Source organism: Microvirgula aerodenitrificans DSM 15089 (genome assembly GCF_000620105.1).
In the GTDB taxonomy this organism is placed as follows: Bacteria; Pseudomonadota; Gammaproteobacteria; order Burkholderiales; family Aquaspirillaceae; genus Microvirgula; species Microvirgula aerodenitrificans.
This window is the reverse complement of record NZ_JHVK01000001.1, coordinates 309,371-328,929: the sequence shown is the minus strand read 5'-3', so window position 1 is coordinate 328,929 and position 19,559 is coordinate 309,371. Positions and strand designations below refer to the sequence as shown.

Genomic DNA, 19,559 nt, shown 5'->3' with positions numbered 1-19,559 from the left:
AATCAAAGAATAAGAAGGAAATTGTAGGCGTATGCCGCCCCTCGCGGCGAGCCCGACCCGGAATTTACAATTTTTCGATTCGGAACCACCTGTGCTTGCGTTTAAAATCGGAGCCTTCGCCAACCAGGGAAACCCTTACGGCCTTTGACGATGCCGTCTGCCGGGCGGCGGACGCATCGCATGCGACAGGCTCTCGAGGGAGGAAACAATAAATGCTGCCCCGCTTTCTCATTTCCGGATTGACCGCCGCCGTGCTGGCGCTCAGTCCGATGCTGCCCGCCGCCGCCGAGCAACTGCGCGTCGCGTCGCTGGACAGCCTGGAGTCGGCTCCCGTGCTGCACTCCAACGCCGTGCTGATCATCAATGCACAGACCGGCGTCCCGGTATTCAGCAAGAATGCCGACAAATTGTCATCCATCGCCTCGATCACCAAACTGATGACCGCCATGGTCGCCCTGGACAGCAATCCGGATCTGGACGCCGCGCTGACCATCAGCGATGACGAGGTCGACCGGCTCAAGCGCACCACGTCCCGCCTGCCGGTCGGCACCACGCTGACCCGCCGCGAAATGCTGCTGCTGGCGCTGATGTCCAGCGAGAACCGCGCCGCCCACGTGCTGGCCCGCTCGGCCCTGCCCGGCGGCACCGGCATCTTCGTGTCCCGCATGAACCAGAAGGCGCGCCAGCTCGGCATGACCCATACCCGCTTCTACGACCCGACCGGGCTGAACAGCGGCAATGTGTCCACCGCGCAGGACCTGGCCAAGATGGTGGCGGCGGCCTACCGCTATCCGCTGATCCGCCAGTTCACCACCACGCAGGAACATGACGTCTACGTGAAAACCCGCCTCACGCACTACAAAAACAGCAATGCGCTGGTGCGCGAGGGCGAATGGCAGATCGGGCTGTCCAAGACCGGCTACATCCAGGAAGCGGGCCGCTGCCTGGTCATGCACGCAACGGTCGGCACCACGCCGCTGATCATGGTATTCCTCGACGCCGGGGGTTCGGCCGCGCGCACCAACGACGCACGCGCCATCCGCACCTGGCTCGAAGGCCATCCGGGGACGTGGCTGGCCGGTTGAGGCTCCCCCCATCGGCGCCCGGAACACCGTGGCGCCATTCCATGCCCGGCAAACACCAGGGGGCGCCAGACACGGCAGCCCCCTGTTCGATTCCGGTGCTCGCCCTGTCTCGCTGCGGCAAGCGAATCCCGCTTCGCTCGTCCATGGTTTCTGCTGCCTGTGCGCGGTGGTAACGGCGCCGGCACCAGAATCCCCATTTCATCCGGGCTGAGGGCTCACGTCCCTCACAGCAACAGCCGGTAGCCGACCCCTGTCTCGGTCAGCAGGTGGCGCGGCTGGGCCGGATCGGCCTCCAGCTTCTGCCGCAGATGGCCCATGTAGATGCGCAGATAGTGCGGCCGGTCGGCGTAGCCGGGTCCCCAGGTATCGAGCAGCAACTGGCGATGGGTCAGCACCCTGCCGTGGGCCTTGATCAGCGTTGCCAGCAGCCGGTATTCGATCTGCGTCAGCCGGACCGGCTCGCCGTTGCGGCTGACGGCGCGCGCGGCGAGGTCGACACTGATATCGCCGAAGCGGCAGATGCTGTCGCCGTCATCGGCCAGACGCGTGCCGCGCCGCAGTTGCGCCCTGACCCGCGCCAGCAGCTCGGGCACGCCGAACGGCTTGACCAGATAGTCGTCCGCGCCGGCATCCAGCGCGGCGACCTTGTCCTCTTCCCGTTCGCGCGCCGACAGCACGATGACCGGCACCGCCGACCAGCCGCGCAGGTCGGTCAGCACCTCGATGCCGTCCAGATCGGGCAGACCGAGGTCGAGCACCACCAGGTCCGGCTGCCGGGTCCCGGACTCGATCAGGCCACGCTGGCCACCGTCGGCCTCGAACACGGCAAAGCGCTCGGCCTCCAGTGCCGCACGCAGAAAGCGGCGGATGGGCGGATCGTCCTCGATGATCAGGATGCGGGGTTCGGTATTCATGCGTCGGACTCGGCTGCGTCAATGTCAGGCGGTGTGGTCAGCGGCAGCGTAAAGCTCAGCCGCGCGCCGCCACCCGTCAGGGATTCGGCCTGCATCTTACCGCCATGCGCGTCGATGATGCTGCGCGCCAGCGCCAGCCCGAGGCCGGCGCCCGGCGTGGCCGATTCGCGCTCGCCACGGGCAAAGGTATCGAACAGCCGCTCGGGGTCGCCGTCCGGCAACCCGGGGCCGTCGTCCTCGACGCCAACCACCAGATGGTGACCGTCGACCCGGGCGAACAGCCGGACCCGGCTGCCGGCCGGCGTGTACTTGGCGGCATTGTCGAGCAGGTTGCACAGTACGCGTTCGATCATGACCGCATCGAACTGCACCAGCGGCAGTTCGGCCGGCAGCCGGGTTTCGACCCGGTGGCCGCCGAGGCTGGCCGCACTGGCACGCAGGGCGCTGCCGACCACCTCTTCCACGGCCTGCCATTCGCGGTTCAGGCGGACACCGCCGGCCTGCAGCCGCGCCAGCGCCAGCAGATTGTCGACCAGCGCCGCCAGCCGTTTCGCCTCGTGATGCACGGCACTGGCCAGCCCGTCGCGCGTCGCCGCCGGCTGGGCCGGATTGGCCGCGGTTTCCGCCAGCCCGACCAGCGCCGTCAGCGGGGTACGCAGATCGTGCGACACGCTGGCCAGCAATGCATGGCGCAAACGCTCGGATTCCATTTTCACCAGCACGTCCTGCGCCACTTCCACATAGTGGATCCGTTCGATGGCCAGTGCGATCTGCGCTGCCGACGCTTCCAGCCACTGCACCGTTTCCGGCTCGTCCAGCCGCGCCAGATCGGCCGGGCGCAGGCCGAGCACGCCGCGAATGCGCATCGGCGCTTTCAGCGGCAGGTAGCGCGCCGTGGCGGCCGACAGCGTCCGGGTACCGGCGCCGGCCGCCTGGCCGCTGTCGTAGACCCACTGCGCGACCGCGCTGTCCGGCACCCAGTCACCGCCCTGCCCGTCGCTGGTCGCCGCCCGTACCCGTTCGTGGCTGTCCGGCAGCAGCAGCACGCTGACTGCGCCCAGCGCACTGTCCAGATGCCGGGGCAGACACTCGACCACCTGGTCCAGCGTCAGCGCCGCCGACAACTCGCGCGCCAGCGCCGCCAGAGCATAGGCGCGCCGTTCGCGCGCCCGGGCCACATCGGCGGCAAAGCGCAACCGCGCCGCCAGCTGGCCGATCCCCAGCGCCACCGCCAGCATCAGCACAAAGGTGAACAGATACTGGCCGTCGGCCACCGTGAACGAAAAGCGCGGCGGCACAAAGAAGAAATCCAGTCCGCCAACGGCCAGCAAGGCGGCCAGCGCGCCGGGGCCACGGCCCCAGCGATAGGCGATGCCGACCACCGCCACCAGATAGACCATCACCACGTTGGCAAGGTCGAACACCGTCAGCAGCAAGGCAGTCAGCGCGGTGGTCAGTACGCCGATGGCAACCGTCCACGCATAGCCGCGCCAGTCGGTGCGGCGCGGCTGGCGCGAGCGGATCGGCGCCCGCGGCACATCGAGCGCGATCTGGTGCAGTTCCAGCCCCGGCGCCAGCCGGGCCAGCGATTCGGCCAGCCGGGGGCGCAGGCCGGCCCAGCCCCGGCGCCGGCTGCCGGCACCCAGCACTACGGTGCCGGCATTGTGCCGGCTGGCACATTCCTGCAGCGCGGCCGCAATGTCGTCGCCGGCCAGCGATACGGTTTCGGCGCCGAGTTCGGCCGCCAGTTGCAGCGCCGACAGCGCGCGGCCGCGCACCTCGGCGCTGGCGCGCGCCAGTTGCGGCGTTTCCACATAGACCGCCAGCCAGTCGGCGCGCAGCGATTCGGCCAGCTGCGCCGTCGCCCGCACCACCTGCTCGCCGCCATCCGGTCCGACACAGGCCAGCAGTCTCGGCACCGCCGGCCACACCGGCCGGATATCGCGGTCGGCGCGCCAGGCACGCATTTCGGCGTCGACCCGCGCCGCCGTCCGCCGCAGCGCCAGTTCACGCAGCGCCAGCAGATTGCCCTTGCGGAAAAAGTGCCCGGCCGCGCGTTCGGCCTGGCCGGCCAGATAGACCTTGCCGGCCTTGAGCCGGTTCAGCAGTTCGTCCGGCGGCAGATCGCACAGAATGACGTCCTCGGCGGCATCGAACACCCGGTCCGGCACGGTTTCCGCCACGCGGATACCGGTGATGCGGCCGACAACGTCGTTCAGGCTTTCCAGATGCTGGACATTGAGCGCGGTATAGACGTCGATGCCGGCGGCCAGCAGTGCTTCGATATCCTGCCAGCGCTTCGGGTGCCGGCTGCCGGCGACGTTGCTGTGGGCGAGTTCGTCGACGATGATCAGCGCCGGCTTTGCCGCCAGCGCCGCATCGAGGTCGAACTCGGCCAGTGTCCGTCCGCGGTACTCGACTGCGCGCGGCGGCAGGATCGGCAACCCGTCGAGCAGTGCGGCGGTCTCGACCCGGCCATGGGTCTCGGCCACGCCGATCAGAACGTTGGCGCCGGCCTGCAGCTGTTCGCGCGCGGCGGACAGCATCGCGTAGGTCTTGCCGACGCCGGCGCAGGCGCCGAAGAAGATTTTCAGCTTGCCACGGGCGGCGCGTTCGCTGTCGCGTGACAGGCTTTCCAGCAGTCGGTCGGGATCGGGACGGGTATCGTTCATCGGCACGGCAGTCTGTGAATGTGAGTCGACCCGTCCCGCGCAGGGCGGGACGGGTGGCGGCGGGTCGGGGTAACGCTCAGCGCTTCAGGTCATCCAGCGCCAGGTTCAGCGCCAGCACATTGACGCGCGATTCTCCGAACAGCCCCAGTTGCGGGCCCTCGGTCGCATGCACGATCAGCGCCCTGACCTCGCTTTCGGGCAACTGGCGCGCCCGGGCGATGCGACCCGCCTGATACAGCGCCGCTTCCGGCGAGATATGCGGGTCCAGACCGGAGGCCGAGCTGGTGGCCAGGTCGGCCGGCACCGGACCGCGCTGGTCCGGATGCGCGGCGCGCAGCGCGGCAACGCGGGTCGCTACCTGCTCGGCCAGCACCGGGCTGTTCGGCCCCAGGTTGGCCGCGCCGGACGACGCCGCATTATAGGCTTGCGGCCCGGTGGCCGACGGGCGGCCCCAGAAGTAGCGCTCACCGGTGAACGACTGGCCGATCAGCCGCGAGCCGACCACCTTGCCATCGCGGACGATCAGGCTGCCGGCAGCCTGTTCCGGGAACAGCAGCCGGGCCACGCCGGTCACGGCCAGCGGGTACAGCAGGCCAACGATGGCCGACAGCACGACAAATACGGTCAGCGCCGGGCGCAGCACGCCGCGCCAGATCGAGTCCTTGCCGCGAGCGGCGGCGTGCGCCGGGTGCGACGGGTTTGCAAGCGATTGGTACATGGAATGTCTCCGGTCGGGGATCAGGCCCAACCCAGCGCATTCAGCGCCAGGTCGATCAGTTTGATGCCGGCAAACGGCACGAGGATGCCGCCGAGGCCGTAGATCAGCAGGTTGCGACGCAGCAGCCGCGCCGCGCCCAGTGCGCGATAGCGCACCCCCTTCAGTGCCAGCGGAATCAGGAACACGATCACGATGGCGTTGAAGATCACCGCCGACAGGATGGCCGAGCTCGGGCTGGTCAGGCCCATGATGTCCAGCCGGCCCAGTTGCGGGTAGGTGACGGCGAAGGCGGCCGGGATGATGGCAAAGTACTTGGCGACGTCGTTGGCCAGACTGAAGGTCGTCAGCGCACCGCGCGTCATCAGCATCTGCTTGCCGATCTCGACAATCTCGATCAGCTTGGTCGGGTTCGAGTCGAGGTCGACCATGTTGCCGGCCTCTTTCGCCGCCTGGGTACCGGTGTTCATCGCCACCGCGACGTCGGCCTGGGCCAGCGCCGGCGCATCGTTGGTACCGTCGCCGGTCATGGCCACCAGCTTGCCTTCGGACTGGTAGCGGCGGATCAGCGCCAGCTTGTCTTCCGGGCGGGCTTCGGCCAGGAAGTCGTCGACGCCGGCTTCGGCGGCGATGGCGGCGGCAGTCAGCCGGTTGTCACCGGTAATCATCACCGTCTTGATGCCCATGGCGCGCAGTTCGGCAAAGCGCTCCTTGATGCCGCCCTTGACGATATCCTTGAGCTCGACCACCCCCAGCACGCGCAGCCCGTCGACCACCACCAGCGGCGTGGCGCCACGGCGGGCAACGTCGTCGATGGTGCCGTCCAGCGCCGCCGGCCACTGACCGCCACCGTCAGCCACATGGCGGCGCACCGCGTCAGCAGCCCCCTTGCGGATATGGCGCGAGCCGATGTCGACCCCGCTCATCCGCGTCTGGGCGGTAAACGGCAGGAAGTGGGCATCGCCCAGTGCGCGACCGCGCAGGTCGAAGCGGGTCTTGGCCAGCACGACAATCGAGCGGCCTTCCGGCGTCTCGTCCGACAGCGATGCCAGTTGTGCCGCATCGGCCAGTTCGCGCTCGTCCACGCCCTGCGCCGGCAGGAAGGCGCTGGCCTGGCGGTTGCCGAGGGTGATGGTGCCGGTCTTGTCCAGCAGCAGCACGTCGACGTCACCGGCTGCCTCGACCGCACGGCCGGAAGTGGCGATGACATTGGCCTGCATCATCCGGCTCATGCCGGCGACACCGATGGCGGACAGCAGGCCGCCGATGGTGGTCGGAATCAGGCACACCAGCAGCGCCACCAGCACGGCGATGCCGACCGGACTGCCACTGCCGGCTGCATCGGCGCTGTAGATCGAGAACGGCAGCAGTGTGGTGCAGGCCAGCAGGAACACCAGCGTCAGTGCGGTCAGCAGGATGGTCAGTGCGATCTCGTTCGGGGTTTTCTGCCGACGCGCGCCTTCGACCATGGCGATCATGCGGTCGAGGAAGGCCTCGCCGGGCTTGACCGTGATGCGCACCACCAGCCAGTCGGACAGCACGCGGGTCCCGCCAGTGACAGCGGTGAAGTCACCGCCGGATTCGCGGATCACCGGTGCGGACTCGCCGGTAATGGCGGATTCGTCGACCGACGCCACGCCATCGATCACCTCACCGTCCAGCGGCACGATGTCGCCGGCCTCGATCAGCACGATGTCGCCGCACTGCAGCGAGAAGGCGTCGATCACACTGACGGTCGAGAGACGGTCGGCAGAGGCCAGCCGCTTGGCGCTGACATTCTTGCGGGCGCCACGCAGCGCGGCAGCCTGGGCCCGGCCCCGGCCTTCGGCCAGCGCCTCGGCCAGGTTGGCGAACAGCACGGTGAACCACAGCCAGGCAGCGATCGCCAGGGTAAAGCCGGCCGGAGCGTCGGCCACACCGGCCAGCGCCGCAAAACCGAGCAGCGAGGTCAGCACGCTGCCGGCCCAGACGACGAACATCACCGGGTTTTTCCACTGCGCCCATGGCGACAGCTTCCTGAACGCGTCTTTCAACGCCGGTCGCAGCAGCGCCGGGTCGAGCAGCGGCAAGGTACGAGTTGTATTCATGATCGTTTCCATGGCCCGCCGGAGCGGGCACAAATGATTTCTGCGGGATGCGCCAGGCTCAACGGAACAGTTGCAGGTGGTCGACGATCGGCCCCAGCGCCAGCGACGGAATGAAGGTCAGCGCGCCGACCAGCAACACCGTGCCGACCAGCAGGGTGACGAACAGCGGACCATGCGTGGGCAGGCTGCCGGCGGTGGTCGCCAGCTTCGGCTTGGCGGCCAGATGACCGGCAATGGCCAGCACCGGGATGATCACGCCGAAGCGGCCGAACCACATCGCCATGCCCAGCATCACGTTGTAGAACGGGGTATTGGCCGACAGGCCGGCAAAGGCCGAGCCGTTGTTGTTGGCGGCGGACGTGAATGCGTACAGCACCTCGGAGAAGCCGTGCGCCCCGGTATTCAGCATGCCGGCGCGGCCAGCCTCGACCACCACGGCGATGGCACTGCCGCCCAGCACCAGCGTCGGCGGGATGAGGATGGCCAGCGCCAGCATCTTCATCTCGAAGGCTTCGATCTTCTTGCCCAGGTATTCCGGCGTGCGGCCGATCATCAGCCCGGACACGAACACGGCGACCAGCGCGAACACCAGCATGCCGTAGAAGCCGGAACCGACCCCGCCGTAGATCACCTCGCCCAGCTGCATTTCCAGCATCGGCACCAGACCGCCGAGCGGCATCAGCGCATCGTGCATGGCGTTGACCGCACCGCACGAGGCCGCCGTGGTCACCACGGCGAACAGCATGGTGCCGATCACGCCGAAGCGCATTTCCTTGCCTTCCATATTGCCGAGGCCCGGATCGAGCCCGGCAAGCTGCGGATTCAGCTGGCCCTCGGCCATGAACGCCGCCGCCGCCATCAGCACGAACAGCACCGTCATGGCAGCAAGAATGGCGACACCCTGGCGCCGGTCGCCGATCATCCGGCCGAACACCAGGCACAGCGCGGCCGGGATCAGCAGGATGGCCAGCATCTGGCTGAAGTTGGACAGCGGGGTCGGGTTTTCGTACGGGTGTGCCGAGTTGGCGTTGAAGAAGCCGCCGCCATTGGTGCCGAGCAGCTTGATCGCTTCCTGCGAAGCCACCGGTCCCATCGCCAGCAACTGGGTGGTCGCCTGCTCGGTCTTCATAGCCGGCAGGCCGGCCGCATCGGTCTGCGGCTTGCCGTCGGCATCGACGACCGGCACGCTGTAGCTGACCGTTTCGGTCAGTTGCGCCAGCCGGTAGCTGTCGACGTTCTGGATCACGCCCTGGCCAACCAGGAACAGGGCATACAGGAACGACAGCGGCAGCAGCAGGCCCAGGGTCGCCCGCGACAGGTCGATCCAGATATTGCCGAGGCCGCTGGCCGAACGACGGGCAAAGGCACGCATCAGCACCACGGCGACCACAATGCCGGTCGCGGCGGACAGGAAGTTCTGCACCGCCAGCGCCAGCATCTGCGTCAGGTAGCTCATCGTCGATTCGCCACCATAGCCCTGCCAGTTGGTGTTGGTCACGAACGAGATCGCGGTATTGAATGCCGAATCGGGGGCGACGGCCGCAAAGTCCTGCGGATTGAACGGCAGTCCGCCCTGCGCGCGCTGCAGCAGATAGACGGCAATCAGGCCGATCACGTTGAACACCAGCAGTGCACTGGCGTAGCGGCTCCAGTGCATGTCCTGGTCCGCATCGGCGCCGGCCAGCCGGCAGACGCCACGCTCGACGGCATCCAGCCAGCGCCAGCGCGCGGCCAGCCGGCCGTCGAACAGGGCCGCGCAGTAATTCGACAGCGGCCACGCCAGAACCAGCAGCACGGCCAGGAACAGCCCGACCTGCAGGATGGCAGCATGGTTCATGCGACCTCCTCGGCGTTGATCAACGCCCAGACCAGGTAAACCGCCAGGCCCAGCGCCACGGCGCCGGCCATCCAGTAAAGCATGCTCATCGCCGGGTCTCCAGTTTGCGGCAGCCGGACAGCAGACCGGCTACAGCCAGGGCAAACAGCGCACAAAGCGCCAGATAGACGACATCCATTCCGGTCTCCAGATCAGTGGGGGGATTTCGTCATGGATGCTAGGCGCCGGCGTATAAATCCGGCGTCGAGAGCCCGGTCATCCCTGTAAACGGAATGTAAAAAAAGGCGTGCCGGGCCGCGGAGCCCGACGAAAGAAAACGGGGAAAACAGCATTGAAAACAGCCATTTGCAATGAAACATGCCAGGAACATGCCTGCAAAGTCAGCTCTTTGACATAAATAGGTCAACCGTGCCACTATAATGATTTCGCCCCTTATAAGAAAAAGCCTTCCCGAATGCGCAACAACCAGCCCGTCACCCAGCAAGAACGCAGTTTTCCAGGCGAACAGCGACTGATCTCCAGTACCGACCTGAAAGGCCGCATCACGTATTGCAACGATGCGTTCGTCCATCAGTGCGGGTTCAGCCGTGACGAGCTGATCCGTGCGCCGCACAATCTGATCCGCCACCCCGACGTGCCGGCTGCCGTATTCGGTCACATGTGGGCCGCGCTGAAGCAGGGGCAGCCGTGGATGGGCATCGTCAAGAACCGCTGCAAGAATGGCGATCACTACTGGGTCAACGCCTATGTGACGCCGGTCTATGACGGCGACCAGGTGTCGGGCTACGAATCGGTACGGGTCAAGCCGACCCGTGAGCAGATCGCCCGGGCGGAAAAGCTGTATGCCCGCATCAATGCCGGCAAGTCGGCCACGTCCCGCATCAGCCGCGTGCTGCCGCAGGTGATCGACTGGCTGCCGTACGGCGTCGTGGCCGTACTGGGTGGCGCGGCGGGCGCGCTGTTCGGCCCCGCCGCCGGTCTGGGCGCCGCCGTGGCACTGGCGGTACCGGTCGGTCTGGCCGGACTGCGCTTCCAGCGTCGTGAACTGGCGCGCTTGCTGGAACTGCCGGGACAGGCCCTGTCCGATCCGCTGCTGGCCGCGCTGTACACCGACCGCAGCGGCGTGGTCGCCCAGCTGGAAATGTCCATGCTCAGCCAGGAAGCGCGGCTGCGCACCTGCATGACGCGGCTGGAGGACAGTGCGGTGCAGCTGGCCAGCCAGGCGCAGGAAGCCGATCGCCTGACGCACGGCAGTTCCGACAGCCTGAAGCGCCAGCAGGAGGAAACCGAGCGGATTGCGGTCGCCGTCGGCCAGATGGCCAGTTCGGTGCAGAGCGTCGCCGACGGCGTGCAGAGCACGGCCAACGCCACCCACGAAGCCAATCAGCTGACCCGTCAGGGCCGCGACATGACCACCGAAACCCATGACGCGATCCAGCGTCTGTCGCAGGTGGTCGGCAAGGCCGGCGAGTCGATGGGGCGCCTGGCCCGCGACAGCGAAGAGATCGGCGGGGTGGTCGATGTGATCGAGGGCATTGCCGAACAGACCAATCTGCTGGCACTGAATGCGGCGATCGAGGCCGCACGCGCCGGGGACCAGGGCCGCGGCTTCGCCGTGGTGGCCGATGAAGTGCGGACGCTGGCCCAGCGTACCGCCCAGTCGACCCAGCAGATTCACGGGCTGATCGCCCGCCTGCAGGGCACGGTCAATGAAGCGGTCGCCACCATGGATACGGCCTGTACCCAGGCCAGCGCCTCGGTGGTGCAGGTCGGTCAGGCCGAGCAGGCACTGGCCGGCATCAGCGACGCCGTCTCCCGCATCAACCAGATGACCCTGCAGATTGCCAGTGCCGCCGATGCGCAAAGTCGCTCGGCCGAGGAGATCAACCTCAATGTCGGCACCATCGCCCGGCTGACCGACGCCACCAATGACGAAGTGCACCGGACCGCGCGCCTGAGCGAAAGCCTGACCCAGACCGCGCTGGACCAGCAGGCGCTGGTGTCACGCTTCAACCGCTAGTCCGGCCCGCGGGAAACCGGCATGAAAAAGCCCCGTGCTGCCATGGCAGCACGGGGCTTTGACTGCGGCGACAGCAGCTGCGCCGGGTTTACGCAGCCCTGCGCTTTATTCGTCGTGCGGGTAAATCCGCAGCAGCACGATGCGCGGGCCATGCATCTTCTTGACCACGGCGTCAAAGTGCTCGAACTCGATCCGTTCCCCTTCGGACGGCACATTGCCGAGCCGGGAGAAAATCAGCCCGCCGACCGTGTCGACCTCTTCGCCCTGGTCCGGCTCGATATCGACCCCCAGCGCGCGTTCCAGGGTAAAGATCGGCAGGCTGCCCTTGCCAAGCAGCGAGCCGTCGTCGAGCCGCGCCCATTCGTTGCGCGCCTGGCGGAACTCGTCGCGGATCTCGCCGACCATCGCGCCGAGCAGGTTGTCCAGCGTCAGATAGCCGAGCGGCTGGCCGTCGTCACTGTCCTCGACGATGGCGAAGTGCGGCGCTCCCTGCTGCAGGCGGCGGAACAGCTCCATGGCCGACAGGTGCGGCGACACCCGCAGTGCCGGACGCAGCAGTTCGCCGAGATCGACGTCGTCATGCTTCTGCATGGCGAACAGCACGTCTTTCAGGTGAATGATGCCCTGCACGTGACCATTGTCATCGAGATACGGGTAGCGGCTGAAACGGTGCTGGGCCGCACGGTCGAGGCTGGTCTGGAAATCGTCCTCGGCCCGCAGGCACACCGCCTCGTTGAACGGGCGCATCAGGTCCGACACTTCGAGTTTGCGAAAATCGAGCGACTGCGCAAGCACGCGCCATTCGTCGCCGGTGAACTGGCCGTCGGCACGCGACGAGCGCAGGATCAGCTTCAGCTCGTCGGCGGAATAGTGGCTGTCATGCCCGGTGTCGCCATCCAGTTTCAGCAGGCTCAGCACCTTGCCGGCGCTGTGATTCAGCAGCCAGATGGCCGGATACATGGCCCAGTAGAACACGTACAGCGGCGGAGCCGTCCACAGGCCGACTTTCTCCGACATGCGGATGGCCAGCGATTTCGGGGCAAGTTCGCCAACGACGATGTGCAGATAGGAAATGGTAAAGAAGGCCACGACAAACGAGATGCCGTGCACCAGTTGCGGCGAGTCGATGCCGGCTGCCTGCAGCAGCGGTTCGAGCAGGCGCGAGAAAGCCGGCTCACCGATCCAGCCCAGACCGAGCGAGGACAGCGTGATGCCGAGCTGGCAGGCCGACAGATAGGCGTCCAGGTCCTGATGCACCTTGACCAGCAGACGCCCGCGACGCCCGTGCGTCTTGGCCATTGCCTGCACGTGGGTCTGCCGGAGCTTGACCAGGCCGAATTCGGCCGCAACGAAAAACCCGTTCAGCAGAACGAGCAGGAATGCAGCAAAAACGAGTAATAAGTTACTACCCATATCGGGGACACCAGCGGATGTCCCACACCTTTCCGGTTGTCAGGAGAGGGCAAATTGTGCACGAATCGCCGCACGCTGTCGCGGAAATGGCATGCTGCGACGCAATGAGCCGGAGCCGGCCCATACCGCCCCCGGCCGGATTTTTTCATCTGCCGGGCATCGCCCCGCCGCGCCAGCAACGGGCACGGGGCCTGGGCATGGCGGCCGGCGGCACGGGCACGGTCAGCCCTTGCGCTTGATCATTTTTGCCAGGCTCGCATACAGCTCCGGATGCTGGTCGCGCAGATAATGGACAATCTTCAGATCATCTTCATTCAGCGCTTCAATATCGACGTGCCGGACGTAGAGCAGGTTCAGCAATATCCGCACCGGTTTCGGAATATAGTAACCACGCTCATAGCGACTGCCGCCACTTTGTGAAATACCCAATGGGCTCCAGAACTGTTTCTGGGTTAATCCGACTCCCTCCCGGATACGAATGACATCGCTGTTATCGAACAATTTGCGCACAAACGGTTTGCGGCTGCCAACCGCCATGACCGACTGGGCCGCGCCGTGGCTGAGCTGATTATCCATATTACCCCCGATAAAAACCGTATTCGCCAGCAAATAACACCTGTCTGGGTGCCAGTATTCCGCGTGACCAGACCGGAGTGACCTTGAGTTCCCTCCGCTGACCAACTAGGCTTAGCCATGCTAAATATTCCGCACGGTCACCAGCAATAGGATTTTTCTCAAATTAAGTGGCGTCATTTCTGATGCCATGGACATGTCAGATAAATCAAGTCGGCAGAAGGCTACAATCAGGGCAATCCCGGTCATATACCGGCCGGAAATGAAAACGCCGCTTTCCGTGAGAAAAGCGGCGTTTCGGCCAGAGATTCAACTGCGGCCCCGGGGGGGCGGTGAGTGAACTCAGGCGCGCTTCTTGAATTCGCCAGTGCGGGTGTCGATTTCGATGAGGTCACCGATTTCGACGAATGCCGCCACCTGAACGATGGTACCGTTCAGCAGACGGGCCGGCTTCAGCACCTTGCCCGACGTGTCGCCGCGAACGGCCGGTTCGGTGTATTCGACTTCGCGCACGACGGTGGTCGGCAGTTCGAGCGAGATCGCGCGGCCATCGTAGAACACCACTTCGCACACGTCTTCCATGCCGTCCTGCAGGTACGGGAGCACGTCACCCATGTTGTCGGCTTCGATCTCGTACTGGTTGTACTCGGTGTCCATGAACACGTACATCGGGTCGGCGAAGTACGAGTAGGTGCACTCCTTCTTGTCGAGGGTGATGACGTCGAACTTTTCGTCTGCCTTGTACACGGCTTCGCTTGCGCTGCCGGTCAGCAGGTTCTTCATCTTCATCTTGACGACGGCGGCATTGCGGCCCGACTTGTTGTACTCGGTTTTTTGCACGACCATCGGCTGGCCGTCGAACATGAACACGTTGCCGGAGCGAAGTTCCTGAGCGGTTTTCATCTAATATCCTGTAACTGACTGTCTGATTGGCGAGCAGCAAAGTGCCCGCGTTTCGGAAAACGCGTGATTATAAAAGACTTTCGCAAAAACGCGCCAGATTGGACGTCAGATCCCCCAGCGCGGCAAGCCGGTCCGCCCAGCGGCGCGCATGTGCGCGAATTTCCGGCAGTACGGCGACATAGGCCTGCCAGGCCTCGCCGATCCCGTCGCCGGCCCCGTTCCAGACCCGATGCATCTGCCGCACCGAAGCCGCCGCCGCCGGGCTCAGGCCCTCGCAATACCGGGTCAGCCACGCGTCCAGTTTGACCAGATGGGCATCGTCCTGCTGCGGGTAGATATGCCACAGCAGGGGCCGGGCCGCCCACTGTGCACGCACGAACGAGTCTTCGCCGCGAATGAAATTGATGTCGCAAGACCATAACAGCGGGTCGTAATCCGGCTGGGCGACAAACGGCAGCACGCTGAGGGCCAGCGCGCCTCGGCGCAGTGTTTCGCCACGGGTCAGCGGCCGTCCGGCCCAGCCGGCGACCGAATCGAGCACGCGCCCTTCCGGCACCAGCACGTGCACGGCGCATTCGCCAGAGGCCAGCGCGTCCAGCCAGGCCGGCAGCGCCGGGTTCTCGTAGGCGAACAGCGAGACGGTCAATGCGCCCTCGTCGATGCTCAGGCCGGCCTCGTGCCGGAACGCGGCCTGCGCGACCGGATCAGCCACGAAGGCATCGCGCTGCGCAGACAGCGCACGCTCGGCCAGCAGTCCGCCACTGCGCGGGGTGAAGCCGGGAAAGAAGAAATGCTTGCGCAGCGGCGGCTGCGGCGAGGCCATGCCGTGGCAATCGTCGATCCAGCTCTCCGCCGACAGGTATTCGAGATTGATCCACACCGGCGGTGGCGACGCAGCCGCCATGGCCTGACGAAACCGGGGCGGAATCTCGCAGGCGAAGGCCTCGACCACCACCCGGTGCGGCACGACCTCGTCCCAGTGTGCGGACCAGTGGCGCACGTCGACACCATCCCGTGTCTGTGCGGTCAGCGTCGGGTCGATCTGTGGCGCAATGCGGGCGAAGCTGTGCAGGTCGTCGACCCACAGCCGCACCGGCTCGCACCGTTCGGCGGCCAGTTGCCGGGCCAGCCGCCAGCACACGCCGATATCGCCGTAATTGTCGATGACGGTGCAGAAGATATCCCAGGAAAGCACGGGCATGGGGAGAGGCCTGCGGAGGAAAAGCGGCATGCTCTCACAAGCGGCGGGCGGCGCGAAGACTGGAAGCGGCGGCGCCATTCGCTACACTATGCAGACTGAAGACCCAGCCGGAGAAGTTCATGAGCGCCACGCCCTGCCCCGATTTCACCCTGCCGTCCACTGGCGACGACAGCTTCACGCTGTCCAGCGCACCAAAGCCGCTGGTGCTGTATTTTTATCCGAAGGACAACACGCCCGGCTGCAGCAACGAGGCCGCCGCCTTCCGTGACCTGTACCCGGCCTTCCGCGCAGCCGGCGCCGAGGTGGTCGGCATTTCGCGCGACAGCCTGAAATCGCATGAGAATTTCCGCGCCAGATTCGAGCTGCCGTTCGCGCTGCTGTCCGACAGCGACGAAACCGTCTGCACGCTGTTTGACGTGATCAAGATGAAGAACATGTACGGCAAGCAGGTGCGCGGCATCGAGCGCAGCACCTTCCTGATCGGCCGGGATGGCGCGATCGCCGCCGAGTGGCGCAAGGTCAAGGTACCCGGCCACGCCGAGCAGGTGCTGGAAGCGGTAAAAGCGCTGTAAGTGCACCGGCGGGATCGGGGCAGACCCCGGTCCCGCCGGAAAGATCAGGCGCTTACGACGCGAACAGCCACGGCTGCGACTGCTTGCGCGCGTCCTCGAATGCGTGGATCTCGTCCGCGTGCTGCAGGGTCAGGCCGATTTCATCCAGCCCGTTCAGCAGGCAGTGCTTGCGGTGCTCGGTGATGTCGAACGGGAACGACTCGCCGGACGGCGTGGTCACCACCTGGGCGGCCAGATCGACCACCAGCCGGTAGCCTTCGCTGGCCTCGCACTCGCGGAACAGCTGGTCGACGACCGCTTCCGGCAGCACGATCGGCAGCAGGCCGTTCTTGAAGCTGTTGTTGAAGAAGATGTCGGCAAAGCCCGGCGCGATAACGGCACGGAAGCCGTAGTCGTCCAGCGCCCACGGCGCGTGCTCGCGCGAACTGCCGCAGCCGAAATTCTGCCGTGCCAGCAGCACCTGCGCACCACGGTAGCGCGGGAAGTTCAGCACGAAATCGGGATTCTGCGGCCGCTTGCTGTTGTCCATGCCCGGTTCGCCATGGTCGAGATAGCGCCATTCGTCGAACAGGTTCGGACCAAAGCCCGAGCGCTGGATCGATTTCAGGAACTGCTTCGGAATGATGGCGTCGGTATCGACGTTGGCGCGGTCGAGCGGACAGGCGAGTCCGTCGAGTCGGGTAAAGGCTTTCATTTGGCTACTCTCTCAATGGCGCGACCGCCGGCACTGATGTCGCGGCCGACCCCTTGCACGGTGTTGCAGCCGGCCAGAACGCCGGCCAGAAGAACAACAAGTACGCTCAGCTTTGTCATGTTTTTCATCTATCGATCAGCAGTCCGGGACCGACCCGCAGGCCCCGGACTGCCGCCCCCTTCAGTCAATGTGCGGCAGGTGTCGCTACATTTTTTCTTTGACGTCCTCGGCAGAATTCGACATGCCCTGCCCGGCAGCCTTGACGTCCTTGCCCATGCCGGACACGGTGTTGCACGCGGACAACCCGATGGCGGCCAGCGCCGCTACAGCCACTAACAACAGCTTCATGTCACGCTCCTTGAGGTGCTGCCATCACCCGATGGCCACCCTAAGCATAGCGCGTGAATCCGCCGTGCCGGACCGTGCGGCATCAGCCCGCGGTACGCAGGTCGACGAAATGGCCGGCGACGGCAGCGGCGGCGGCCATGGCCGGACTGACCAGATGGGTACGCCCGCCCTGCCCCTGCCGCCCTTCGAAATTGCGGTTCGAGGTCGATGCGCAGCGCTCGCCCGGCTCCAGCCGGTCGGCGTTCATCGCCAGGCACATCGAGCAGCCCGGCTCGCGCCACTCGAAGCCGGCAGCGCGGAACACCTGGTCCAGCCCCTCGGCCTCGGCCTGCGCCTTGACGTTGCCGGACCCCGGCACCACCATCGCCAGCCGGACCGAATCGGCCTTGTGCTTGCCGGCCACGACCGCGGCCGCTTCACGCAGGTCCTCGATGCGCGAGTTGGTACAGCTGCCGATGAATACCTTGTCGATGGCGATGTCGGTGATCGGCGTATTCGCTTCCAGTCCCATATAGCTGAGGGCGCGGATCATGCCCTCGCGGCGGACCGGATCGGTCTCGCGCGCCGGATCCGGCACCCGGCCGGTGACGTCGGTCACCATTTCCGGCGACGTGCCCCAGGTCACTTGCGGCGCGATGGCGGCGGCATCCAGCCCGACCACGTGGTCGAACTGCGCACCGTCGTCGGACACCAGCGTGCGCCAGTTGGCGACGGCGGCTTCCCATTGCGCGTCGGTCGGCGCAAACGGGCGTCCCTTCACGTAATCGATGGTGGTCTGGTCGACGGCGACCAGGCCGGAGCGCGCACCGGCCTCGATGGCCATATTGCACAGCGTCATCCGCCCTTCCATCGACAGTCCGCGAATCGCGTCACCGGCGAATTCGATCGCGTAGCCGGTACCGCCGGCCGTGCCGATATGACCGATGATGGCCAGGGCGATGTCCTTGGCGGTCACGCCGGGCTGCAGCTTGCCGTCGACGCGGACCAGCATGTTCTTCGATTTCTTCGCCGTCAGGCACTGGGTCGCCATCACGTGCTCGACTTCGGACGTGCCGATGCCATGGGCCAGTGCGGCAAAGGCGCCATGGGTCGAGGTGTGCGAGTCGCCACAGACCACGGTCATGCCCGGCAGCGTCGCGCCCTGCTCCGGACCGACGACGTGGACTATGCCCTGGTTGCGGTCCATGAACGGAAAGTAGGCCAGCGCACCGGTGGCGCGCACATTGGCGTCCAGCGTCTCGACCTGCAGCCGCGAGATCGGGTCCTTGATCCCGGCGATGCCTTCCTCCCAGTGGTCGGTCGGCGTGTTGTGATCGGCGGTGGCGACGATGGAAGTGATGCGCCACGGCTTGCGACCGGCAATCTTCAGCCCCTCGAACGCCTGCGGGCTGGTGACTTCATGCACCAGGTGGCGGTCGATATACAGCAGGGCGGTGCCGTCGGCGTCGGTACGCACGACATGGCTCTGCCAGAGTTTGTCGTAAAGGGTGAGTGCGGCCATGGTGAACCTTCCGGTAAGGAGATGGCGGGAGAATATGCAGCGATTATGCACGCCCGCCGTCCTCATCGGCACTGAAATCGGACGACGCAGACATCGCGGATGGCGATGGCTGGATCAGGCGCTTTCGCCGCTGGCGGCCAGGTGGCCGAACAGGCGTTCGGCGGCCGGCGACAGTGAGACCCCCGCCTTGCGGCACAGGTACAGATGGTGGGTGGCCCACGGTTCGTCCAGCGTCAGCGCCGCCAGCCCGAGCGGCACCAGATACGGCGAGATGGCGGCGCGCGGCACCACGCCGACCCCCAGCCCGGCCGACACCATGGCGCAGACGGCATCGAAACTGCCGACCTGGATGCGCAGCGGCAGGTCACGGCCGATATCGCCGGCGGCCAGCAGCAGCCGGCCATGCAGCGTACTGCCGGCTTTCAGCCCAACCATCGGATAGTCGAGTGCCGCGGCAAAGCGCAGCCGCGTCTGCCGGGTCAGCGGATGGCCGGGCGGCGCCAGCAGCACCAGTTCGTCGCTGCGGCACAGTGTCAGTTCCAGCCCGTCGTGGCGCAGCAGTTCGCTGACGACACCAAGGTCGGCCACGCCTTCGGTCACCGCCTGGGCGATGCGGGCCGACACGTGCTCTTCCAGATCGACGCGGATGCCGGGCCACTGCCGGTCGAAGCTGGCCAGCACCGGTGGCAGGAATTCGACGATGGACGAAATATTGGCGAACAGCCGCACATGGCCGCTGAGCCCGGCGCCATAGCTGGCAATCTCGCGCTCGACCCGGCCGGCTTCTTCCAGCAGGCCGCGCGAGCGCACCAGCAGCGCCAGCCCGGCCGCAGTCGGCCGCACGCCACGATTGTGCCGCTCGAGCAGTGCGGTACCGAAGGCGGCTTCAAGGTCGGACAGCCGCTTGCTGGCGGCACTCGGCACGATATGGCAGCGCTCGGCGGCGCGGGCGATGCTGCCGCTGTCGGCGGCGGCGATAAACAGCTCAAGGTCCCGCCAGTCAAACCCGATGCGCGTGGGCATG

At 66.1% G+C, this 19,559-nt stretch carries 18 protein-coding genes; 3 read left to right on the top strand and 15 right to left on the bottom strand.

What is annotated here, in order from left to right:
* Window positions 1-212: 212 nt before the first annotated feature.
* Window positions 213-1,085, top strand: coding sequence for a D-alanyl-D-alanine carboxypeptidase family protein (locus Q352_RS0101535; RefSeq protein ID WP_028497800.1), 873 nt, complete (start codon window positions 213-215; stop codon window positions 1,083-1,085).
* Window positions 1,086-1,309: 224 nt separating this feature from the next.
* Here Q352_RS0101535 and kdpE read toward each other — a convergent pair whose 3' ends face one another.
* The 6 genes from kdpE to kdpF form a co-directional block, all read right to left on the bottom strand.
* Window positions 1,310-1,999 carry a two-component system response regulator KdpE gene (kdpE, locus tag Q352_RS0101530; protein ID WP_028497799.1) on the bottom strand — a complete coding sequence of 230 codons (690 nt, stop codon included), beginning with the start codon at window positions 1,997-1,999 and terminating at the stop codon, window positions 1,310-1,312.
* The gene (locus tag Q352_RS0101525; protein ID WP_036384715.1) at window positions 1,996-4,671 is read right to left on the bottom strand and encodes a DUF4118 domain-containing protein; all 2,676 of its coding nucleotides are present in this window, start codon (window positions 4,669-4,671) and stop codon (window positions 1,996-1,998) included. Before Q352_RS0101525 ends, kdpE begins: the two co-directional genes overlap by 4 nt.
* A gap of 76 nt (window positions 4,672-4,747) precedes the next feature.
* Window positions 4,748-5,389 carry a potassium-transporting ATPase subunit KdpC gene (gene kdpC / locus Q352_RS0101520; protein WP_084299743.1) on the bottom strand — a complete coding sequence of 214 codons (642 nt, stop codon included), beginning with the start codon at window positions 5,387-5,389 and terminating at the stop codon, window positions 4,748-4,750.
* 20 nt (window positions 5,390-5,409) lie between these two features.
* Complete coding sequence (gene kdpB, locus Q352_RS0101515) at window positions 5,410-7,473, bottom strand: potassium-transporting ATPase subunit KdpB (RefSeq protein WP_036384713.1); 2,064 nt, start codon at window positions 7,471-7,473, stop codon at window positions 5,410-5,412.
* A 58-nt stretch (window positions 7,474-7,531) separates the two neighbouring features.
* Window positions 7,532-9,310: a potassium-transporting ATPase subunit KdpA gene (gene kdpA / locus Q352_RS0101510; protein WP_028497795.1), complete on the bottom strand. Its 1,779-nt coding sequence runs from the start codon at window positions 9,308-9,310 to the stop codon at window positions 7,532-7,534.
* A complete protein-coding gene (gene kdpF, locus Q352_RS23695) occupies window positions 9,307-9,399 on the bottom strand; it encodes a K(+)-transporting ATPase subunit F (RefSeq protein ID WP_084299741.1) in 93 nt (30 codons plus the stop codon). Before kdpF ends, kdpA begins: the two co-directional genes overlap by 4 nt.
* A gap of 365 nt (window positions 9,400-9,764) precedes the next feature.
* On the opposite strand from kdpF, the gene Q352_RS0101495 reads away from it, so the two are divergent.
* Window positions 9,765-11,330 carry a methyl-accepting chemotaxis protein gene (locus Q352_RS0101495; protein WP_028497794.1) on the top strand — a complete coding sequence of 522 codons (1,566 nt, stop codon included), beginning with the start codon at window positions 9,765-9,767 and terminating at the stop codon, window positions 11,328-11,330.
* A gap of 105 nt (window positions 11,331-11,435) precedes the next feature.
* On the opposite strand, the gene Q352_RS0101490 is transcribed toward Q352_RS0101495, so the two are convergent.
* The 4 genes from Q352_RS0101490 to earP form a co-directional block, all read right to left on the bottom strand.
* Window positions 11,436-12,743 (bottom strand): hemolysin family protein, encoded by a 1,308-nt coding sequence (locus tag Q352_RS0101490; protein ID WP_028497793.1) that lies wholly within the window; start codon window positions 12,741-12,743, stop codon window positions 11,436-11,438.
* Between the two features lie 222 nt (window positions 12,744-12,965).
* The gene (locus Q352_RS0101485; protein WP_308417826.1) at window positions 12,966-13,319 is read right to left on the bottom strand and encodes a helix-turn-helix domain-containing protein; all 354 of its coding nucleotides are present in this window, start codon (window positions 13,317-13,319) and stop codon (window positions 12,966-12,968) included.
* Between the two features lie 339 nt (window positions 13,320-13,658).
* Window positions 13,659-14,219 carry an elongation factor P gene (gene efp, locus Q352_RS0101480; protein ID WP_028497791.1) on the bottom strand — a complete coding sequence of 187 codons (561 nt, stop codon included), beginning with the start codon at window positions 14,217-14,219 and terminating at the stop codon, window positions 13,659-13,661.
* A 67-nt stretch (window positions 14,220-14,286) separates the two neighbouring features.
* A complete protein-coding gene (gene earP, locus Q352_RS0101475) occupies window positions 14,287-15,420 on the bottom strand; it encodes an elongation factor P maturation arginine rhamnosyltransferase EarP (protein ID WP_028497790.1) in 1,134 nt (377 codons plus the stop codon).
* A gap of 119 nt (window positions 15,421-15,539) precedes the next feature.
* On the opposite strand from earP, the gene Q352_RS0101470 reads away from it, so the two are divergent.
* Complete coding sequence (locus tag Q352_RS0101470) at window positions 15,540-15,992, top strand: peroxiredoxin (RefSeq protein ID WP_028497789.1); 453 nt, start codon at window positions 15,540-15,542, stop codon at window positions 15,990-15,992.
* Between the two features lie 52 nt (window positions 15,993-16,044).
* On the opposite strand, the gene leuD is transcribed toward Q352_RS0101470, so the two are convergent.
* The 5 genes from leuD to Q352_RS0101450 all read right to left on the bottom strand — a co-directional run bounded on the left by leuD (window position 16,045) and on the right by Q352_RS0101450 (window position 19,558).
* The gene (leuD, locus tag Q352_RS0101465) at window positions 16,045-16,686 is read right to left on the bottom strand and encodes a 3-isopropylmalate dehydratase small subunit (protein WP_028497788.1); all 642 of its coding nucleotides are present in this window, start codon (window positions 16,684-16,686) and stop codon (window positions 16,045-16,047) included.
* Window positions 16,683-16,805: an entericidin A/B family lipoprotein gene (locus tag Q352_RS22580; protein WP_107889456.1), complete on the bottom strand. Its 123-nt coding sequence runs from the start codon at window positions 16,803-16,805 to the stop codon at window positions 16,683-16,685. The genes leuD and Q352_RS22580 overlap by 4 nt, the downstream gene beginning before the upstream one ends.
* Before the next feature lie 85 nt (window positions 16,806-16,890).
* Window positions 16,891-17,034, bottom strand: coding sequence for an entericidin A/B family lipoprotein (locus Q352_RS22575; RefSeq protein ID WP_084299739.1), 144 nt, complete (start codon window positions 17,032-17,034; stop codon window positions 16,891-16,893).
* An 82-nt stretch (window positions 17,035-17,116) separates the two neighbouring features.
* Window positions 17,117-18,535, bottom strand: coding sequence for a 3-isopropylmalate dehydratase large subunit (gene leuC / locus Q352_RS0101455; RefSeq protein ID WP_028497787.1), 1,419 nt, complete (start codon window positions 18,533-18,535; stop codon window positions 17,117-17,119).
* 114 nt (window positions 18,536-18,649) lie between these two features.
* Window positions 18,650-19,558, bottom strand: a complete 909-nt coding sequence (locus tag Q352_RS0101450) for a LysR family transcriptional regulator (protein ID WP_036384709.1) — start codon at window positions 19,556-19,558, stop codon at window positions 18,650-18,652.
* Window position 19,559: the final 1 nt, after the last annotated feature.